The following is a 20044-nucleotide window of genomic DNA, read 5'->3' on the forward strand; positions in this document are numbered from 1 at the left end:
TTAACCTGGTTTGCTTACGGACTCACAGGGCGTAAACTAGCGCCGTTTTTTTATGTGATGAGAAGAAAATGACCGATCTCTTTTCCAGCCCTGACCACACACTCGACGCACTTGGCCTGCGCTGCCCGGAACCAGTAATGATGGTGCGCAAAACAGTGCGCAATATGCAGCCAGGTGAAACGTTGCTGATTATTGCTGACGATCCGGCGACGACCCGTGATATTCCTGGGTTTTGTACCTTTATGGAACACGAACTGGTTGCTAAAGAGACGGATGGACTGCCTTATCGTTATTTGATTCGTAAAGGCGGTTGATGGGGGAAGATGGGCTTCGATACTGCCTTTCCCTTACCCTCTCCCCAGAGAGGCGAGGGGACCGATCGCGCTCAATGTTGCTGCTTGAAACCGGTTTGTAGGCCGGATAAGGCGTTCAAGCTGCATCTGGCGATACGGTGCACAATGCCTGATGCGACGCTGTCGCGTCTTATCATGCCTACGAGTTCGATGCTCTGTGTAGGCCGGATAAGGTGTTCACGCCGCATCCGGCATTGTTGGACCGTAGACTGATAGCCTCTTTATTTCCTGCGCAATAACCGTAACGCATTCGCCGTTACCAGCACCGTCGCACCGGTATCTGCCAGCACTGCCAGCCACAGGCCGGTCATCCCTAACAGCGTGGTGACGAGGAAAACGCCTTTCAGCCCCAGCGCAATAGTGATGTTCTGGCGAATATTCGCGTGAGTGGCGCGCGCCAGTTCAATCATTTGCACCAGGCCGCGCAGGTGGTTATGCGTCAACGCCGCGTCGGCGGTTTCCAGTGCGACATCTGTGCCACTGCCCATTGCGATCCCAATGGCGGCGGCTTTCATCGCTGGCGCGTCGTTAATACCGTCGCCGACCATCGCCAGCGGCGCATGTTGATTCAGCTCGGTCACCGCTTTAACTTTATCTTCCGGCAAGAGGCCCGCTTTAAATTCCAGCCCCAGTTCCCCGGCGATTGCCGCTGCTGCGCGTGGATTATCGCCGGTGAGGATCACCCCTTTGACACCCAGCGCGTTCAGTTCACTGATAGCAGTTGCAGCATCGGCGCGCAGGGTATCCTGCAACGCAATGACACCCAGCACGTCATCATTACGAACTACCAGCACTACCGTTTGCCCGGCGCTTTCCAGTTCATTAATCAAACCAGCAAATGCATCAGCAGGATGTTTTCCGGCAGCGCATATCAACACGCGCTCACCGTTAACCTGCGCTTCAATGCCAGACCCGACCAGCGCCCGCTGTGATTGGGCGGTGGGAATGGCGAGTTCAGCAACCTGTGCTTCGCGCACAATGGCCTGTGCCAGTGGATGCGTCGCGCCTTGCTCGACCGCCGCCGCCAGTGTCAGCAGTTCAGATTCACTAATACCCGTTGCCGGATGAATCGCGGTAACGCGCGGTTTACCGACGGTCAGCGTACCGGTTTTATCAAACGCCACCTGGGTAACACGACCCAGCTGCTCCAGCGCCGCGCCGCCTTTAATCAACGCCCCACGACGCGCTGCTGCCGCCAGCCCGGAGGTAATCGCCGCGGGCGTGGAGATAACTAAAGCACACGGGCAACCAATCAGCAGCAGCGTCAGCCCTTTATAAATCCACTCCTGCCAGCTGGCGGCAAACAGCAGCGGCGGCACCAGCGTTACCAGCAGGGCGACGGCCATAATCGCTGGCGTGTAAATACGGCTGAAACGGTCGATAAACCGCTCAATAGGTGCGCGGCGCTCTTCGGCTTCTTCAATCAGTTTCAGAATCCGGTCAATGGCGCTGGCACCCGGTTCTGACAGCACTTCCAGCGTTACCAGACGGTCTACGCTGGTGGTGCCTGCAGGAACTTTATCGCCCGTCGCGCGCTCCACAGGAATGGATTCTCCGGTCAGGGCACTTTCATCAAAACTGGCAAACGGTGAGAGCAGTTTACCGTCGGCAGGCAAACGCCCACCTGCCGCAACTTCAATCACATCGCCAGGCCGCAGGCTGTTTATTGCCACCTCTTCACGCTCACCGTTACGCAGACGCGTGGCGGTTTCTGGCTTCAGCGCCATTAACGCGCTGACCCCTTGACGCGCGCGACTGGCGGCCCAGCCTTCCAGTCGTTCACCAATCAAAAACAGCAGCAACACCATCGCAGCTTCAGCCGTTGCGCCAATAAACAGCGCACCAATAGCGGCTACGCTCATTAAGGTTTCAATGGCGAAGTAGCTGCCAGATTTGATCAGCCGTAATGCCTGACGAGCAATTGGGTACAGCCCAACCAGCGTGGTCGCGATAAACGCCAGTTGACCAAACGGATGATTGAACTGCTCCAGCCCCCAACTGATTGCCATCATCACGATAAGCGTAATCAGCGGCAGATTCTCTTTCAGGCGTGATTCTTGTGGTTCGTCGGAGGCCTGTTCATCGCGCAGGGAATAGCCCGCTTTTTGCACCGCAGATTCAACTTGTGCCCGGATGTCATTGTCGGCATCCACCACCAGTTTTTCGGTGGCGAACAACACCTGTACCTGATTCACGCCTGCAAGCTGGCGCACGGCATTTTCCACTTTGCGCGCACAGGCGGCGCAGTCCATACCGCTGACTTTCCAGCTATAGCGGGTGCCGGAGACGTTTTCAGAGAGAGTTGGCGTGCTGGAACATGCGCCGCCGCAGCAACAGTCGTTGGTGTTCTGTACCGTAGTTAGCGGTTTGAACGCAGCAAATTGAGGGGCTTTCTTGCCGTGATTGTCAGGAGTCGACATGGCATCCTCCGGTTAAGTTTTTTCTCATTAACCGAAGGATACACTCTGGAGTCGACTCCAGAGTCAAGTTTTATCAGAGATACAGCGAGCGGACGATGAGGAAGTGACCAGCAAAGTAGCAGGCCGCGGCAATGGCGTTATCCGCACGGAAGCGTCGGCGATAGTGACTACCCAGCCAGACAAAGTTACTGATAAACAGCAACGAAGCGCCGACAAACGCAGAGAGCGCCGGAGCGGTCGGACGGAAGAACCACAGTTCACCTGCCAGCCACACCATCACCAGCGTCATGCCGATAAACGTGCAGATAGGCCAACGATACTCTTCCAGACGCGTCCAGATAATCGCCAGTAACAGCGCGCCCAGAACCAGCAGCACCAACGGCAGAGGCCAGAAGAAAGAGAGCGTCATCTGACTGGCGAAATAGATGGTGTACAGCAGGTGCGAGAGGAAAAACGCGCCGATGGCGTACATCAGACGTTGACGTGGCAACAGGGTTAGCGCATCGCCCAGCAGTGAGGCACACAGCCCCGCCAGCACCAGATAGCTAATGGCGTCGAACATCGGCGCTTGCCAGGCCAGCAACAGCAGGAGAAGAAGGGTTAACGGTTTAAACACCCAGCGTTGCCAGGTTGGCCCACGATACGATGCATCCACAGATAGCCATGCGGAAAGACAGACAGCGATAAACGACCAAAGCATCTTAGTTCCTTGAATTCGTTATTTTTTCGTAAGCGGAATGCCTACGGTCTTGCTTCCAGTTTAGTGGCGAGGGTGGACGGATGACAACACCATAACTGGCAGGGTATGCTTATTTCCGCATTTTCCGATGAGGGATAAAGATGAGTAAACCACCTCTTTTCTTTATTGTTATCATTGGCTTAATCATCGTCGCCGCATCGTTTCGTTTTATGCAACAACGACGGGAAAAAGCTGATAATGATATGGCACCGCTCCAGCAAAAGCTGGTGGTGGTGAGCAACAAGCGGGAAAAACCGATTAACGATCGCCGTTCGCGCCAGCAGGAAGTGACTCCGGCAGGCACCAGTATGCGCTATGAGGCAAGCTTCAAACCGCAAAGCGGAGGAATGGAGCAGACGTTTCGCCTCGACGCCCAGCAGTACCACGCCCTGACAGTGGGTGATAAAGGTACGCTGAGCTATAAAGGAACGCGCTTTGTCAGCTTTGTAGGCGAACAATAAGGTTATTTTTTAACTTTAAATTTCTTCTGCCAGACCAGCAGTTCAAACACGCCGAAAAGGAAAATCCGCACCTTTTCGGCGGTGGTCATCTGCGGGCCATCTTTCGGTAAAGTGGATTTCAATAGCGCCAGCTGCATACCATGCATCAGCACGGTAAAAATCAGCGCCACGTTAACGAAAATATTCAGCGGGCGTGGGAAGGGATGCACCAGGTTGAGGATTAAAAATCCCCAAACGCAGAGCATTAACAAACGACCAATATTAATCAGCATCACTTTCTCCTTGTGCTTCGCGTTGATACAGCCGATAAGCCACCTGACCCGCCACTTTTTCCCGATGTAATGACCAGTTTGCCGGAACAGTGGGCAGACCGTTTTCGACTTCGCTTTCGACATAAATCAGGGCTTCGTCAGCCAGCCAGCCGTTATCTTCCAGTAAATTTATCGTCTCTTCTAACAAGCCACGGCGGAACGGTGGATCGACAAACACGATATTATGCGGTGTGCCTTTTTGCGCCAGGAATGACATCGCGTTGCTGTTCACCACGCGTGCATTGCCTGCTTTTAGTGTCGCCAGATTCTTAATTAACTGCTGAGAAACCGCACGATCCATCTCAATCAACGTGGCCCCCGCAGCGTAGCGCGATAACGCTTCCAGCCCCAGCGCGCCGCTCCCGGCGAAGCAATCCAGACATTGGGCGTCAACAATGACCGGAGCCAGCCAGTTAAACAACGTTTCGCGTACGCGGTCGGTGGTGGGGCGCAGACCTGGACTATCAGGAACCGGGAGTTTACGGCCTCGCCACTGCCCGCCAATAATGCGGATTTGGCCGCTGCCGGAATGATTCGGTTTTTTCATGATAAATTGCTCAATCCGCCAGATAACACATACTTGCAGGCGGTGATGTGAATTAAGTTAAGTGATAGACTATTTCATCATTTTTTTAGCTGCTATGTACATAGCGTTAACGCTGTGCCATGAAGCAACAGCGAGGAGTGTAGTCGCAAATGGCGAAAGAAAAAAAACGTGGCTTTTTTTCCTGGCTGGGCTTTGGTCAAAAAGAGCAGACCCCGGAAAAAGAGACAGAAGTTCAGAATGAACAACCAGTTGTAGAAGAAATCGTTCAGGCGCAAGAGCCTGTGAAGGCTTCTGAACACGCCGTTGAAGAGCAGCCGCAGGCGCATACTGAAGCCAAGGCGGAAACTTTTGCTGCCGACGTTGTGGAAGTTACTGAACAGGTTGCTGAAAGTGAAAAAGCGCAGCCTGAAGCGGAAGTCGTTGCACAGCCGGAACCGGTCGTAGAAGAAACGCCGGAGCCAGTGGCTATCGAACGTGAAGAACTGCCGTTGTCGGAAGACGTCAACGCCGAAGCGGTTTCGCCAGAAGAGTGGCAGGCCGAAGCGGAAACCGTAGAGATTGTCGAAGCGGCGGAAGAAGAAGCGGCTAAAGAAGAAATCACCGACGAAGAGCCGGAGGCACAGGCGCTGGCTGCCGAAGTGGCAGAAGAGGCGGTAATGGTGGTTTCTCCGGCAGAAGAAGATCAGCCGGTGGAAGAAATCGCTCAGGAGCAGGAAAAACCGACCAAAGAAGGTTTCTTCGCGCGCCTGAAACGCAGCCTGTTAAAAACCAAAGAAAATCTCGGTTCCGGATTTATCAGCCTGTTCCGCGGTAAAAAAATCGACGATGATCTGTTTGAAGAGCTGGAAGAACAGCTGTTGATCGCCGATGTGGGCGTGGAAACCACTCGTAAAATTATCACCAATCTGACAGAAGGCGCATCCCGCAAGCAGCTTCGTGATGCCGAGGCGCTCTATGGCCTGCTGAAAGAAGAGATGGGCGAGATTCTGGCGAAAGTCGATGAGCCGCTGAATGTTGAAGGTAAAACGCCGTTCGTGATCCTGATGGTGGGCGTCAACGGTGTGGGTAAAACCACGACGATTGGTAAGCTGGCGCGTCAGTTTGAGCAGCAGGGTAAATCGGTGATGCTGGCGGCAGGCGATACTTTCCGTGCGGCAGCGGTTGAACAGCTTCAGGTCTGGGGTCAGCGCAACAATATTCCGGTGATTGCCCAGCATACCGGTGCTGATTCCGCTTCTGTTATCTTCGACGCCATTCAGGCCGCTAAAGCGCGTAACATCGACGTCCTGATTGCCGATACCGCCGGACGCCTGCAAAACAAATCGCACCTGATGGAAGAGTTGAAGAAAATCGTCCGCGTGATGAAGAAACTCGACGTTGAAGCTCCGCATGAAGTTATGCTGACTATTGATGCCAGCACCGGGCAGAATGCGGTAAGCCAGGCCAAACTGTTCCACGAAGCCGTTGGCTTAACCGGCATCACGCTAACGAAACTGGACGGCACGGCGAAAGGCGGGGTAATTTTCTCGGTGGCTGACCAGTTTGGTATCCCTATCCGCTACATTGGTGTCGGCGAACGTATTGAGGATTTGCGTCCGTTTAAGGCGGACGACTTTATAGAGGCACTTTTTGCCCGAGAGGATTAACAATGATTCGCTTTGAACATGTCAGCAAGGCTTATCTCGGTGGGAGACAGGCGCTGCAGGGCGTTACGTTCCATATGCAGCCGGGTGAGATGGCGTTTCTGACCGGTCATTCCGGCGCAGGGAAAAGTACCCTCCTGAAGCTGATCTGTGGGATTGAGCGGCCCAGCGCCGGGAAAATCTGGTTTAGCGGCCATGACATCACGCGTCTGAAAAACCGTGAAGTTCCGTTTCTGCGCCGCCAGATTGGCATGATTTTCCAGGATCACCATCTACTGATGGACCGTACTGTCTATGATAACGTGGCGATCCCGCTGATTATCGCCGGTGCCAGCGGTGATGACATTCGTCGCCGGGTGTCGGCGGCGCTGGATAAAGTCGGGCTACTGGACAAAGCGAAGAACTTCCCTATTCAGCTTTCCGGCGGTGAACAACAGCGTGTTGGCATTGCCCGCGCGGTGGTGAACAAGCCCGCGGTACTGCTGGCGGACGAACCGACTGGTAACCTGGACGACGCGCTGTCGGAAGGCATTTTACGTCTGTTTGAAGAGTTTAACCGCGTTGGAGTAACCGTATTGATGGCAACGCACGACATCAACCTGATTTCGCGACGTTCCTATCGCATGCTCACCCTGAGCGATGGTCACTTGCATGGAGGCGTGGGCCATGAATAAGCGCGATGCAATCAATCACATTCGGCAGTTTGGCGGGCGTCTGGATCGCTTCCGTAAATCGGTCGGCGGCTCTGGCGACGGCGGTCGTAACGCGCCGAAACGCGCGAAATCCTCGCCAAAACCGGTAAATCGCAAAACCAACGTTTTCAACGAACAGGTACGCTATGCCTTCCACGGCGCATTGCAGGATCTGAAAAGCAAACCGTTCGCCACGTTTTTAACGGTGATGGTTATCGCCATCTCCCTGACGCTGCCCAGCGTCTGTTATATGGTGTACAAAAACGTTAACCAGGCGGCGACGCAATATTATCCGTCACCGCAAATCACTGTTTATCTGCAAAAAACGCTGGATGATGACGCCGCTGCGGGCGTGGTGGCACAGTTGCAGGCCGAGCAAGGCGTGGAGAAAGTGAATTATCTTTCTCGTGAAGACGCACTGGGCGAGTTCCGTAACTGGTCTGGTTTTGGTGGTGCGCTGGATATGCTGGAAGAAAACCCGCTTCCGGCAGTGGCGGTGGTGATCCCGAAACTCGATTTTCAGGGGACGGAGTCACTGAATACGCTGCGTGATCGTATCACGCAGATTAACGGCATTGACGAAGTGCGGATGGATGACAGCTGGTTTGCCCGCCTGGCGGCGTTGACCGGGCTGGTCGGGCGCGTTTCCGCGATGATCGGCGTGTTGATGGTGGCAGCAGTGTTTCTCGTCATCGGCAACAGTGTGCGTCTGAGCATCTTTGCTCGCCGTGACTCTATTAACGTGCAGAAACTGATTGGTGCGACGGATGGTTTCATCCTGCGCCCGTTCCTGTACGGTGGCGCACTGCTGGGATTTTCTGGCGCATTGTTGTCATTAATTTTGTCAGAAATTCTGGTGCTGCGATTGTCATCGGCGGTTGCGGAAGTGGCACAGGTTTTCGGAACGAAGTTTGATATCAATGGTTTATCGTTCGATGAATGCCTGCTATTGCTGCTGGTATGCTCGATGATTGGCTGGGTGGCAGCGTGGCTTGCCACGGTACAACATTTACGCCACTTTACGCCTGAATAATAAAAGCGTGTTATACTCTTTCCCTGCAATGGGTTCCGTAGCAGGGAAAGAGACCCCGTTGTCTCTTCCCGGTATTTCATCTCTATGTCACATTTTGTGCGTAATTTATTCACAGCGTTGTATTGAACTTGTGGATAAAATCACGGTCTGATAAAACAGTGAATGATAACCTCGTTGCTCTTAAGCTCTGGCACAGTTGTTGCTACCACTGAAGCGCCAGAAGATATCGATTGAGAGGATTTGAATGACTGACAAAATGCAAAGTTTAGCTTTAGCCCCAGTTGGCAACCTGGATTCCTACATCCGGGCAGCTAACGCGTGGCCGATGTTGTCGGCTGACGAGGAGCGGGCGCTGGCTGAAAAGCTGCATTACCATGGCGATCTGGAAGCAGCTAAAACGCTGATCCTGTCTCACCTGCGGTTTGTTGTTCATATTGCTCGTAATTATGCGGGCTATGGCCTGCCACAGGCGGATTTGATTCAGGAAGGTAACATCGGCCTGATGAAAGCAGTGCGCCGTTTTAACCCGGAAGTGGGTGTGCGCCTGGTCTCCTTCGCCGTTCACTGGATCAAAGCAGAGATCCACGAATACGTTCTGCGTAACTGGCGTATCGTCAAAGTTGCGACCACCAAAGCGCAACGTAAACTGTTCTTCAACCTGCGTAAAACCAAGCAGCGTCTGGGCTGGTTTAACCAGGATGAAGTCGAGATGGTGGCCCGTGAACTGGGCGTAACCAGCAAAGACGTACGTGAGATGGAATCACGTATGGCGGCACAGGACATGACCTTTGACCTGTCTTCCGACGACGATTCCGACAGCCAGCCGATGGCTCCGGTGCTCTATCTGCAGGATAAATCATCTAACTTTGCCGACGGTATTGAAGATGATAACTGGGAAGAGCAGGCGGCAAACCGCCTGACCGATGCGATGCAAGGTCTGGACGAGCGTAGTCAGGATATCATCCGCGCGCGCTGGCTGGATGAAGACAACAAGTCCACGTTGCAGGAACTGGCTGACCGTTACGGTGTTTCCGCTGAGCGTGTGCGTCAGCTGGAAAAGAACGCGATGAAAAAATTGCGCGCTGCCATTGAAGCGTAATTTCCGCTATTAAGCAGAGAACCCTGGATGAGAGTCCGGGGTTTTTGTTTTTTGGGCCTCTACAATAATCAATTCCCCCTCCGGCAAAACGCCAATCCCCACGCAGATTGTTAATAAACTGTCAAAATAGCTATTCCAATATCATAAAAATGGGGTATGTTTTAGCAGAGTATGCTGCTAAAGCACGGGTAGCTACGTATAAAACGAAATAAAGTGCTGCACAACAACATCACAACACACGTAATAACCAGAAGAGTGGGGATTCTCAGGATGAACATAAAGGGTAAAGCGTTACTGGCAGGATGTATCGCGCTGGCATTCAGCAATATGGCTCTGGCAGAAGATATTAAAGTCGCCGTCGTAGGCGCAATGTCCGGTCCGGTGGCGCAGTACGGTGACCAGGAGTTTACTGGCGCAGAGCAGGCGGTTGCGGATATCAATGCTAAAGGTGGTATCAAAGGCAACAAACTGCAAATCGTAAAATATGACGATGCCTGTGACCCGAAACAGGCGGTTGCGGTGGCGAACAAAGTCGTTAACGACGGCATTAAATACGTGATTGGTCACCTCTGCTCTTCATCAACGCAGCCAGCGTCTGACATCTACGAAGACGAAGGCATTTTAATGATCACCCCAGCGGCAACCGCGCCGGAGCTGACCGCCCGTGGCTATCAGCTGATCCTGCGCACCACCGGCCTGGACTCCGACCAGGGGCCGACGGCGGCGAAATATATTCTTGAGAAAGTGAAACCGCAGCGTATTGCTATCGTCCACGACAAACAGCAATACGGCGAGGGTCTGGCGCGTGCGGTGCAGGACGGCCTGAAGAAAGGCAATGCTAATGTGGTGTTCTTTGATGGTATTACCGCCGGGGAAAAAGATTTCTCAACGCTGGTGGCGCGTCTGAAGAAAGAGAATATCGACTTCGTTTACTACGGCGGTTACCACCCGGAAATGGGGCAGATCCTGCGTCAGGCACGTGCGGCAGGGCTGAAAACCCAGTTTATGGGGCCGGAAGGCGTGGCTAACGTCTCGCTGTCTAACATTGCGGGTGAATCAGCAGAAGGGCTGCTGGTGACCAAGCCGAAGAACTACGATCAGGTTCCGGCGAACAAACCGATTGTTGACGCGATCAAAGCGAAAAAACAGGACCCAAGCGGCGCGTTCGTCTGGACCACCTACGCCGCGCTGCAATCTTTGCAAGCGGGCCTGAATCAGTCTGACGATCCGGCGGAGATCGCTAAATACCTGAAAGCGAACTCGGTTGATACGGTGATGGGGCCGCTGACCTGGGATGAGAAAGGCGATCTGAAAGGCTTTGAGTTCGGTGTGTTTGACTGGCACGCCAACGGCACGGCGACTGATGCGAAGTAATCATTAATCGGCAACTTTGGGTTGCCGCCAAATTGCTAATATCGAGTACGTTGCTTCATGCCGGATGCGGCGTAAACGCCTTATCCGGCCTACAAGATTCAAAGAAATCAGTAAATTGCAGCACACATTGTAGGCCTGATAAGCGTAGCGCATCAGGCAATATCACTTTTGAAATCAAACTTGACGATTAATGCTTCTCCCAGCCACCCTGTTGTGCCGTAAATCCCAGTGCTCGCATAAACGCTGTCATCACGCCGCGATCTTCCACGCCAGCATCCGCCATCCACCAACATGAAACGTCAGGATTGTTACGCAAAACCTCTTCCAGTAGATATTGCCCCACACCGCGACGTCGGGTGACTTCCCGCACGCGTAGAGAATCCAGTGCCCCCTCGGTGCCGCTTAAGGTTACCCGCACGGCAGCGAGCAGGCGCTCGTTAAAACGCGCGGCGTAGATACGGTAGTTATCGTCAACCTGTAAAGAGGAAGGGGAATACTCCGGCCAGATCTTTTGCAGGTCAATCCGGTCCTGGTCGCTAAAGTTTTCTAATCGAATGATGGTCAGCTTCATGGGGAACCCGTGTAAATCACAAAAGTGGAACCAGTGTAGCGAAATAATTTAATCGGAGGCTTTCTCTTTTTTATTTCTTTTGGCAGGTGATTAATTTTTTTTCAGCAATAATTACAAAGTTAAAACATTAGAGAATGAAAAATATCCAGCATAATCCCCTAAATGGTAGTGAATTATTCTGCCCTTTGTACCGTTATTTTATGCTGACAACGGCGCTTTTTTCTGTTTATCTATCAATAAATTCAGAATATTATCTGTTCTTAATCGACTGAAAAATAGGGATTTTAATCGCTATCATCACAAAATACTGCGCTAAACCCTTAATCAGACAGGTAAAAACAGTGCAGTATAAAAAAAGAACAGTCTGATTTGTTAACACATAAAAACAAAGCAACACAACATCACGAATGGGGATTTTTGACTATGAAACGGAATGCGAAAACTATCATCGCAGGGATGATTGCACTGACAATTTCACACACCGCTATGGCTGACGATATTAAAGTCGCCGTTGTCGGCGCGATGTCCGGCCCGATTGCCCAGTGGGGCGATATGGAATTTAACGGCGCGCGTCAGGCAATTAAAGACATTAATGCCAAAGGGGGAATTAAGGGCGATAAACTGGTTGGCGTGGAATATGACGACGCCTGCGACCCGAAACAAGCCGTTGCGGTCGCCAACAAAATCGTTAACGACGGCATTAAATATGTTATTGGTCATCTGTGTTCCTCCTCTACCCAACCTGCATCAGATATCTATGAAGACGAAGGTATTCTGATGATCTCGCCGGGAGCGACCAATCCGGAGCTGACCCAACGCGGTTATCAATACATCATGCGTACTGCCGGGCTGGACTCTTCCCAGGGGCCAACGGCGGCAAAATACATTCTTGAGACGGTGAAGCCCCAGCGCATCGCCATCATTCACGACAAACAACAGTATGGCGAAGGGCTGGCACGTTCGGTGCAGGACGGGCTGAAAGCGGCTAACGCCAACGTCGTCTTCTTCGACGGCATTACCGCTGGAGAGAAAGATTTCTCCGCGCTGATCGCCCGCCTGAAAAAAGAAAACATCGACTTCGTTTACTACGGCGGTTACTACCCGGAAATGGGGCAGATGCTGCGCCAGGCCCGTTCCGTTGGCTTGAAAACCCAGTTTATGGGGCCGGAAGGTGTCGGTAATGCGTCGCTGTCGAACATTGCCGGTGATGCCGCTGAAGGCATGTTGGTCACCATGCCAAAACGCTATGACCAGGATCCGACAAACCAGGGCATCGTTGATGCGCTGAAAGCCGACAAGAAAGATCCGTCCGGGCCCTATGTCTGGATCACCTACGCGGCGGTGCAATCTCTGGCAACTGCCCTTGAACGTACCGGCAGCGATGAGCCGCTGGCGCTGGTGAAAGATTTAAAAGCTAACGGTGCAAACACCGTAATTGGGCCGCTGAACTGGGATGAAAAAGGCGATCTTAAGGGATTCGATTTTGGTGTCTTCCAGTGGCATGCCGACGGTTCATCCACGGCAGCCAAGTGATCATCCCACCGTTCGTGAAAAACGGGCGGGTTTAGAAAGGTTACCTTATGTCTGAGCAGTTTTTGTATTTCTTGCAGCAGATGTTTAACGGCGTCACGCTGGGCAGTACCTACGCGCTGATAGCCATCGGCTACACCATGGTTTACGGCATTATCGGCATGATCAACTTCGCCCACGGCGAGGTTTACATGATTGGCAGCTACGTCTCCTTTATGATCATCGCCGCACTGATGATGCTGGGCATTGATACCGGCTGGTTGCTGGTGGCGGCGGGATTCGTCGGCGCAATCGTCATTGCCAGCGCCTACGGCTGGAGTATCGAACGGGTAGCCTATCGCCCGGTGCGTAACTCTAAGCGCCTGATTGCACTCATCTCGGCAATCGGCATGTCTATCTTCCTGCAAAACTACGTCAGCCTGACCGAAGGTTCGCGCGATGTGGCGCTGCCCAGCCTGTTTAACGGTCAGTGGGTGGTGGGCCATAGCGAAAACTTCTCTGCGTCTATTACCACCATGCAGGCGGTGATATGGATTGTTACTTTCCTCGCCATGCTGGCGCTGACGATTTTCATTCGCTATTCCCGTATGGGGCGCGCCTGCCGTGCCTGCGCGGAAGATCTGAAAATGGCGAGCCTGCTTGGCATCAACACCGACCGGGTGATTGCGCTGACCTTTGTGATTGGCGCGGCGATGGCGGCAGTGGCGGGCGTGCTGCTCGGTCAGTTCTACGGCGTAATTAACCCTTACATCGGCTTTATGGCCGGGATGAAAGCCTTTACCGCTGCGGTGCTCGGTGGGATTGGCAGCATTCCGGGGGCGATGATTGGCGGGCTGATCCTGGGGATTGCGGAGGCGCTCTCTTCTGCCTATCTGAGTACGGAATATAAAGATGTGGTCTCATTCGCCCTGCTGATCCTGGTGCTGCTGGTGATGCCGACCGGTATTCTGGGTCGCCCGGAGGTAGAGAAAGTATGAAACCGATGCATATTGCAATGGCGCTGCTCTCTGCCGCTATGTTCTTTGTGCTGGCGGGCGTCTTTATGGGCGTGCAACTGGAGCTGGATGGCACCAAACTGGTGGTCGACACGGCTTCAGAGATCCGTTGGCAGTGGGTGTTTATCGGCACGGCGGTGGTCTTTTTCTTCCAGCTTGTGCGGCCTGCTTTCCAGAAAGGGCTAAAAAGCGTTTCCGGGCCGAAGTTTATTCTGCCCGCGATTGATGGCTCCACGGTGAAGCAGAAACTGTTCCTCGTGGCGCTGCTGGTGCTTGCGGTGGCGTGGCCGTTTATGGTGTCGCGTGGGACGGTGGATATCGCCACTCTGACCATGATCTACATTATTCTCGGTCTCGGGCTGAACGTGGTTGTTGGTCTTTCTGGTCTGCTGGTGCTGGGATACGGCGGCTTTTACGCCATCGGCGCTTACACTTTTGCGCTGCTCAATCACTATTACGGTCTGGGCTTCTGGACCTGTCTGCCGATTGCCGGGTTGATGGCGGCGGCGGCGGGCTTCCTGCTCGGTTTTCCGGTGCTGCGTCTGCGCGGTGACTATCTGGCGATCGTTACCCTCGGGTTCGGCGAAATTGTGCGCATATTGCTGCTCAATAACACCGAAATTACCGGCGGACCGAACGGTATCAGTCAGATTCCGAAACCGACGCTCTTCGGACTCGAGTTCAGCCGTACCGCCCGCGAAGGCGGCTGGGACACGTTCAGTAATTTCTTTGGCCTGAAATACGATCCCTCCGATCGCGTCATCTTCCTCTACCTGGTGGCGTTGCTGCTGGTGGTGTTAAGCCTGTTTGTCATTAACCGCCTGCTGCGGATGCCGCTGGGCCGTGCGTGGGAAGCGTTGCGTGAAGACGAGATCGCCTGCCGTTCGCTGGGCTTAAGCCCGCGTCGTATCAAGCTGACTGCCTTTACCATCAGCGCCGCGTTTGCTGGTTTTGCCGGAACGCTGTTTGCTGCGCGTCAGGGCTTTGTCAGCCCGGAATCCTTCACTTTTGCCGAATCGGCGTTTGTGCTGGCGATAGTGGTGCTCGGCGGTATGGGCTCGCAATTTGCAGTGATTCTGGCGGCTGTTTTGCTGGTGGTATCGCGCGAGTTGATGCGTGATTTCAACGAATACAGCATGTTAATGCTTGGTGGTTTGATGGTGCTGATGATGATCTGGCGTCCGCAGGGCTTGCTGCCCATGACGCGCCCGCAACTCAAGCTGAAGAACGGCGCAGCGAAAGGAGAGCAGGCATGAGTCAGACATTATTATCTGTTAACGGTCTGATGATGCGCTTCGGCGGCCTGCTGGCGGTGAACAACGTCAATCTTGAACTGTACCCGCAGGAAATCGTCTCGTTAATCGGCCCTAACGGTGCCGGAAAAACCACGGTCTTCAACTGCCTGACCGGATTCTATAAACCCACCGGCGGCACCATTTTACTGCGCGATCAGCACCTGGAAGGTTTACCGGGGCAGCAAATTGCCCGCATGGGCGTGGTGCGCACCTTCCAGCATGTACGTCTGTTCCGTGAAATGACGGTGATTGAAAACCTGCTGGTGGCACAGCATCAGCAACTGAAAACTGGGCTGTTCTCCGGCCTGTTGAAAACCCCCTCTTTCCGTCGCGCCCAGAGCGAAGCGCTCGACCGCGCCGCTACCTGGCTTGAGCGCATTGGTTTGTTGGAACATGCCAACCGTCAGGCGAGTAACCTGGCCTATGGTGACCAGCGTCGTCTGGAGATTGCCCGCTGTATGGTGACGCAGCCGGAGATTTTAATGCTCGACGAACCGGCAGCAGGTCTTAACCCGAAAGAGACGAAAGAGCTGGATGAGCTGATTGCCGAACTGCGTAACCATCACAACACCACTATCTTGTTGATTGAACATGATATGAAGCTGGTGATGGGGATTTCAGACAGAATTTACGTGGTCAATCAGGGGACGCCGCTGGCAAACGGTACACCGGAGCAGATCCGTAATAACCCGGATGTGATCCGTGCCTATTTAGGTGAGGCATAAGATGGAAAAAGTCATGTTGTCCTTTGACAAAGTCAGCGCCCACTACGGCAAAATCCAGGCGCTGCATGAGGTGAGCCTGCATATCAATCAGGGCGAGATTGTCACCCTCATTGGCGCGAACGGGGCGGGGAAAACCACCTTGCTCGGCACGTTATGCGGCGATCCGCGCGCCACCAGCGGGCGAATTGTGTTTGATGATAAAGACATTACCGACTGGCAGACGGCGAAAATCATGCGCGAAGCGGTAGCGATTGTCCCGGAAGGGCGTCGTGTCTTCTCGCGGATGACGGTGGAAGAGAACCTGGCGATGGGCGGCTTTTTTGCCGAACGCGACCAGTTCCAGGAGCGCATAAAGTGGGTCTATGAACTGTTTCCGCGTCTGCATGAGCGCCGTGTTCAGCGAGCGGGCACTATGTCTGGCGGTGAACAGCAGATGCTGGCGATTGGTCGCGCTTTGATGAGTAACCCGCGTTTGCTACTGCTTGATGAGCCATCGCTCGGGCTGGCACCGATTATCATCCAGCAAATTTTCGACACCATCGAACAACTGCGCGAGCAGGGGATGACCATCTTCCTTGTCGAGCAGAACGCCAACCAGGCGCTAAAGCTGGCGGATCGCGGCTACGTGCTGGAAAACGGTCATGTAGTGCTCTCCGATACCGGCGACGCGCTGCTGGCGAATGAAGCGGTGAGAAGTGCGTATTTAGGCGGGTAATAACACGTTGATTGATAAGGAGTCAAAAGACTCCTTTGAGACAGGTGACAAATGTAAAATTGCCTGATGCGCTGCGCTTATCAGGCCTACTGGGTGAGTTGCAATATATTGAATTTGCACGATCTTGTAGGCCGGATAAGGCGTTTACGCCGCATCCGGCATGAAACGATGAGTAATCTGTAGAGTTTGATTCAGACCTTCTATTTTTCCGCTTATCCGTGCCCCATCTCCCATTTTCCCTCGCCCGCGCCGTCACCGCCTTGTCATCTTTCTGACACCTTACTATCTTAAAAATGTAACAAAATAGTTATTTTTCTGTAATTCGAGCATGTCATGTTACTCCGCGAGCATAAAACGCGTGAATTCGCGCATTCGGTACAACAAGAGAGATAATCAATGAAACCGTTACGTTATACAGCTTCAGCACTGGCGCTCGGACTGGCTTTAATGGCAAATGCGCAGGCAGTGACGACCATTCCGTTCTGGCATTCTATGGAAGGGGAACTGGGTAAAGAGGTGGATTCTCTGGCCCAACGTTTTAACGCCGAAAACCCGGATTACAAAATTGTACCGACCTATAAAGGCAACTACGAACAGAATTTAAGCGCGGGGATTGCCGCATTTCGTACCGGCAACGCTCCGGCTATTTTGCAGGTTTATGAAGTTGGCACCGCCACCATGATGGCGTCGAAAGCCATTAAACCGGTGTATGACGTATTTAAAGAGGCAGGGATTCAATTCGATGAGTCGCAGTTTGTGCCGACGGTTTCAGGCTATTACTCCGACAGCAAAACCGGCCACTTACTCTCCCAGCCGTTCAACAGCTCGACTCCCGTTCTCTATTACAACAAAGACGCCTTCAAGAAAGCAGGATTAGACCCGGAACAGCCGCCGAAAACCTGGCAGGATCTGGCGGACTATGCCGCAAAACTGAAAGCCTCCGGTATGAAGTGCGGCTACGCCAGCGGCTGGCAGGGATGGATCCAACTGGAAAACTTTAGCGCCTGGAACGGTTTGCCGTTTGCCAGCAAAAACAACGGCTTTGACGGCACAGACGCGGTGCTTGAGTTCAACAAGCCGGAGCAGGTGAAACACATCGCCATGCTCGAAGAGATGAACAAGAAGGGCGATTTCAGCTACGTTGGGCGTAAGGATGAATCCACCGAGAAGTTCTATAACGGTGATTGCGCGATGACTACCGCCTCTTCCGGTTCTCTTGCCAACATTCGCGAGTACGCCAAATTTAACTATGGCGTAGGCATGATGCCTTACGACGCCGATGCGAAAGACGCGCCGCAAAACGCCATTATCGGCGGAGCCAGTCTATGGGTAATGCAGGGTAAAGATAAAGAAACCTACACCGGCGTGGCGAAGTTCCTCGACTTCCTCGCAAAGCCAGAAAACGCTGCCGAGTGGCATCAGAAAACCGGCTATCTGCCAATCACTAAAGCGGCGTATGACCTGACCCGTGAGCAGGGCTTTTACGAGAAAAACCCAGGAGCGGATATTGCCACGCGTCAGATGCTGAACAAGCCACCGTTGCCGTTCACCAAAGGTTTGCGTCTGGGCAACATGCCGCAGATCCGCGTGATTGTGGATGAAGAGCTGGAGAGCGTGTGGACCGGTAAGAAGACACCACAGCAGGCGCTGGATACTGCCGTTGAGCGTGGGAACCAGTTATTGCGCCGCTTTGAGAAATCGACGAAGTCTTAATCAGTGTAATGTCGGATGCGTTTCGCTTATCTGACCTGGCATCGCGTGTAGGCCGGATAAGCGAAGCGCATCCGGCACAGTTCAGGAATTAACTGTAATGTCATCATCCCGTCCGATGTTCCGCTCGCGCTGGCTGCCTTATTTGCTGGTCGCGCCGCAGCTCATCATCACCGTTATCTTTTTTATCTGGCCTGCGGGCGAAGCGTTGTGGTACTCGCTACAAAGCGTCGATCCGTTTGGTTTCTCCAGCCAGTTTGTCGGCCTGGATAATTTCGTCACGCTGTTTCACGACAGCTACTATCTCGACGCCTTCTGGACGACGATAAAATTCAGCACCTTTGTCACCGTCAGCGGTTTGCTGGTATCGCTGTTCTTCGCAGCGCTGGTGGAGTACATCGTGCGCGGCAGTCGTTTCTATCAAACCTTGATGCTGCTGCCGTATGCCGTGGCTCCCGCCGTTGCCGCCGTATTGTGGATCTTTCTGTTTAACCCTGGTCGCGGGCTGATCACCCATTTTCTCGCTGAGTTCGGCTACGACTGGAACCACGCGCAAAACAGCGGTCAGGCGATGTTCCTGGTGGTGTTTGCCTCAGTGTGGAAGCAAATCAGCTACAACTTTCTGTTCTTCTATGCCGCGCTGCAATCCATCCCCCGTTCGTTGATCGAAGCCGCAGCCATTGATGGGGCAGGGCCGATTCGCCGCTTCTTTAAGATTGCGCTGCCGCTTATCGCTCCGGTGAGTTTCTTCCTGCTGGTGGTGAACCTGGTGTATGCCTTCTTCGACACCTTCCCGGTGATCGACGCCGCCACGTCCGGCGGGCCAGTACAGGCCACCACGACGCTGATTTATAAGATTTACCGTGAAGGCTTTACCGGACTGGATTTGGCTTCGTCTGCCGCGCAGTCGGTGGTGTTGATGTTCCTCGTCATCGTGCTGACGGTGGTGCAGTTCCGCTATGTTGAAAGCAAGGTACGTTACCAATGATTGAGAACCGTCCGTGGCTGACAATATTCAGCCATACCATGCTGATCCTCGGGATCGCGGTGATCCTCTTCCCGCTGTACGTGGCGTTTGTCGCGGCGACGCTGGATAAACAAGAAGTCTATGCCGCACCGATGACGCTAATCCCCGGCACACATCTGCTGGAAAACATCCACAACATCTGGGTAAACGGGGTAGGCACGAATAGCGCGCCGTTCTGGCGGATGTTGCTTAACAGCTTTGTGATGGCGTTCAGCATTACGCTCGGCAAAATTACCGTCTCGATGCTCTCGGCATTTGCCATTGTCTGGTTTCGTTTTCCGCTACGTAACCTCTTCTTCTGGATGATTTTTATCACCCTGATGTTGCCGGTTGAAGTGCGTATCTTCCCGACGGTGGAAGTCATCGCCAACCTGAAAATGCTCGACAGCTACGCAGGTTTAACGCTGCCGCTGATGGCCTCGGCGACCGCCACGTTTCTGTTTCGCCAGTTCTTTATGACCCTACCGGATGAACTGGTGGAAGCCGCGCGGATCGACGGCGCGTCGCCAATGCGTTTCTTTTGCGACATCGTTTTTCCGCTGTCCAAAACCAATCTGGCGGCGCTGTTTGTGATTACCTTTATTTACGGCTGGAACCAGTATTTGTGGCCGTTGTTGATTATTACCGACGTTGATCTCGGCACCACCGTGGCAGGGATTAAAGGGATGATCGCCACAGGCGAAGGCACAACGGAATGGAACTCGGTGATGGCGGCGATGTTGTTAACCCTGATCCCACCAGTAGTGATTGTTTTAGTGATGCAGCGTGCCTTCGTGCGCGGCCTGGTCGATAGTGAGAAATAAG

Annotated in this window: 20 protein-coding genes; 15 read left to right on the forward strand and 5 right to left on the reverse strand. The window is 53.4% G+C overall.

Features of this window, described 5'->3' with window-relative positions; translation table 11 throughout:
• Positions 1-68: 68 nt before the first annotated feature.
• Positions 69-314 (forward strand): sulfurtransferase TusA, encoded by a 246-nt coding sequence (gene tusA / locus HBM92_RS01310; protein ID WP_000130621.1) that lies wholly within the window; start codon positions 69-71, stop codon positions 312-314.
• A gap of 260 nt (positions 315-574) precedes the next feature.
• Here tusA and zntA read toward each other — a convergent pair whose 3' ends face one another.
• Complete coding sequence (zntA, locus tag HBM92_RS01315) at positions 575-2773, reverse strand: Zn(II)/Cd(II)/Pb(II) translocating P-type ATPase ZntA (protein WP_000106605.1); 2199 nt, start codon at positions 2771-2773, stop codon at positions 575-577.
• Between the two features lie 73 nt (positions 2774-2846).
• Positions 2847-3473: a lysoplasmalogenase gene (locus tag HBM92_RS01320; RefSeq protein ID WP_000964718.1), complete on the reverse strand. Its 627-nt coding sequence runs from the start codon at positions 3471-3473 to the stop codon at positions 2847-2849.
• 140 nt (positions 3474-3613) lie between these two features.
• On the opposite strand from HBM92_RS01320, the gene HBM92_RS01325 reads away from it, so the two are divergent.
• On the forward strand, positions 3614-3973 hold the full coding sequence (locus tag HBM92_RS01325; RefSeq protein ID WP_000042886.1) for a DUF2500 domain-containing protein: 360 nt from the start codon (positions 3614-3616) through the stop codon (positions 3971-3973).
• A gap of 2 nt (positions 3974-3975) precedes the next feature.
• Here the strand turns inward: HBM92_RS01325 and HBM92_RS01330 are convergent, their stop codons facing one another.
• Entirely contained in the window at positions 3976-4245 is a 270-nt protein-coding gene (locus tag HBM92_RS01330; protein ID WP_001295207.1) for a DUF1145 family protein, read from the reverse strand.
• Positions 4235-4831 carry a 16S rRNA (guanine(966)-N(2))-methyltransferase gene (gene rsmD, locus HBM92_RS01335; protein ID WP_000743193.1) on the reverse strand — a complete coding sequence of 199 codons (597 nt, stop codon included), beginning with the start codon at positions 4829-4831 and terminating at the stop codon, positions 4235-4237. The genes HBM92_RS01330 and rsmD overlap by 11 nt, the downstream gene beginning before the upstream one ends.
• A 149-nt stretch (positions 4832-4980) precedes the next feature.
• Between rsmD and ftsY the strand changes: the two genes are divergently transcribed.
• The 5 genes from ftsY (at position 4981) to livJ (ending at position 10672) form a co-directional block, all read left to right on the forward strand.
• Positions 4981-6477: a signal recognition particle-docking protein FtsY gene (gene ftsY / locus HBM92_RS01340; RefSeq protein ID WP_001040647.1), complete on the forward strand. Its 1497-nt coding sequence runs from the start codon at positions 4981-4983 to the stop codon at positions 6475-6477.
• A 2-nt stretch (positions 6478-6479) separates the two neighbouring features.
• Entirely contained in the window at positions 6480-7148 is a 669-nt protein-coding gene (gene ftsE / locus HBM92_RS01345) for a cell division ATP-binding protein FtsE (RefSeq protein WP_000617723.1), read from the forward strand.
• Positions 7141-8199 (forward strand): permease-like cell division protein FtsX, encoded by a 1059-nt coding sequence (gene ftsX / locus HBM92_RS01350; protein ID WP_001042003.1) that lies wholly within the window; start codon positions 7141-7143, stop codon positions 8197-8199. Before ftsE ends, ftsX begins: the two co-directional genes overlap by 8 nt.
• A gap of 244 nt (positions 8200-8443) precedes the next feature.
• The gene (rpoH, locus tag HBM92_RS01355) at positions 8444-9298 is read left to right on the forward strand and encodes an RNA polymerase sigma factor RpoH (RefSeq protein WP_000130217.1); all 855 of its coding nucleotides are present in this window, start codon (positions 8444-8446) and stop codon (positions 9296-9298) included.
• Between the two features lie 270 nt (positions 9299-9568).
• On the forward strand, positions 9569-10672 hold the full coding sequence (gene livJ / locus HBM92_RS01360; protein ID WP_001021996.1) for a branched chain amino acid ABC transporter substrate-binding protein LivJ: 1104 nt from the start codon (positions 9569-9571) through the stop codon (positions 10670-10672).
• A 187-nt stretch (positions 10673-10859) separates the two neighbouring features.
• On the opposite strand, the gene panM is transcribed toward livJ, so the two are convergent.
• On the reverse strand, positions 10860-11243 hold the full coding sequence (gene panM / locus HBM92_RS01365; RefSeq protein ID WP_000778808.1) for an aspartate 1-decarboxylase autocleavage activator PanM: 384 nt from the start codon (positions 11241-11243) through the stop codon (positions 10860-10862).
• Positions 11244-11666: 423 nt separating this feature from the next.
• Between panM and livK the strand changes: the two genes are divergently transcribed.
• The 8 genes from livK (at position 11667) to ugpE (ending at position 20043) form a co-directional block, all read left to right on the forward strand.
• On the forward strand, positions 11667-12776 hold the full coding sequence (gene livK / locus HBM92_RS01370; RefSeq protein WP_001297972.1) for a high-affinity branched-chain amino acid ABC transporter substrate-binding protein LivK: 1110 nt from the start codon (positions 11667-11669) through the stop codon (positions 12774-12776).
• Between the two features lie 47 nt (positions 12777-12823).
• A complete protein-coding gene (gene livH / locus HBM92_RS01375) occupies positions 12824-13750 on the forward strand; it encodes a high-affinity branched-chain amino acid ABC transporter permease LivH (RefSeq protein WP_001295097.1) in 927 nt (308 codons plus the stop codon).
• Complete coding sequence (gene livM / locus HBM92_RS01380) at positions 13747-15024, forward strand: branched chain amino acid ABC transporter permease LivM (protein WP_000803819.1); 1278 nt, start codon at positions 13747-13749, stop codon at positions 15022-15024. Before livH ends, livM begins: the two co-directional genes overlap by 4 nt.
• On the forward strand, positions 15021-15788 hold the full coding sequence (gene livG, locus HBM92_RS01385; RefSeq protein WP_000084170.1) for a high-affinity branched-chain amino acid ABC transporter ATP-binding protein LivG: 768 nt from the start codon (positions 15021-15023) through the stop codon (positions 15786-15788). Before livM ends, livG begins: the two co-directional genes overlap by 4 nt.
• Before the next feature lies 1 nt (position 15789).
• Positions 15790-16503 carry a high-affinity branched-chain amino acid ABC transporter ATP-binding protein LivF gene (gene livF, locus HBM92_RS01390; protein WP_000416895.1) on the forward strand — a complete coding sequence of 238 codons (714 nt, stop codon included), beginning with the start codon at positions 15790-15792 and terminating at the stop codon, positions 16501-16503.
• 396 nt (positions 16504-16899) lie between these two features.
• Positions 16900-18216, forward strand: a complete 1317-nt coding sequence (gene ugpB, locus HBM92_RS01395; RefSeq protein ID WP_000803580.1) for a sn-glycerol-3-phosphate ABC transporter substrate-binding protein UgpB — start codon at positions 16900-16902, stop codon at positions 18214-18216.
• A 97-nt stretch (positions 18217-18313) separates the two neighbouring features.
• Positions 18314-19201, forward strand: a complete 888-nt coding sequence (gene ugpA, locus HBM92_RS01400; protein ID WP_000099265.1) for a sn-glycerol-3-phosphate ABC transporter permease UgpA — start codon at positions 18314-18316, stop codon at positions 19199-19201.
• Positions 19198-20043 carry a sn-glycerol-3-phosphate ABC transporter permease UgpE gene (gene ugpE / locus HBM92_RS01405; protein WP_000572183.1) on the forward strand — a complete coding sequence of 282 codons (846 nt, stop codon included), beginning with the start codon at positions 19198-19200 and terminating at the stop codon, positions 20041-20043. The genes ugpA and ugpE overlap by 4 nt, the downstream gene beginning before the upstream one ends.
• Position 20044: the final 1 nt, after the last annotated feature.

It is taken from the genome of Escherichia sp. E.sYA108, from assembly GCF_011754335.1.
Lineage (GTDB): Bacteria > Pseudomonadota > Gammaproteobacteria > Enterobacterales > Enterobacteriaceae > Escherichia > Escherichia coli.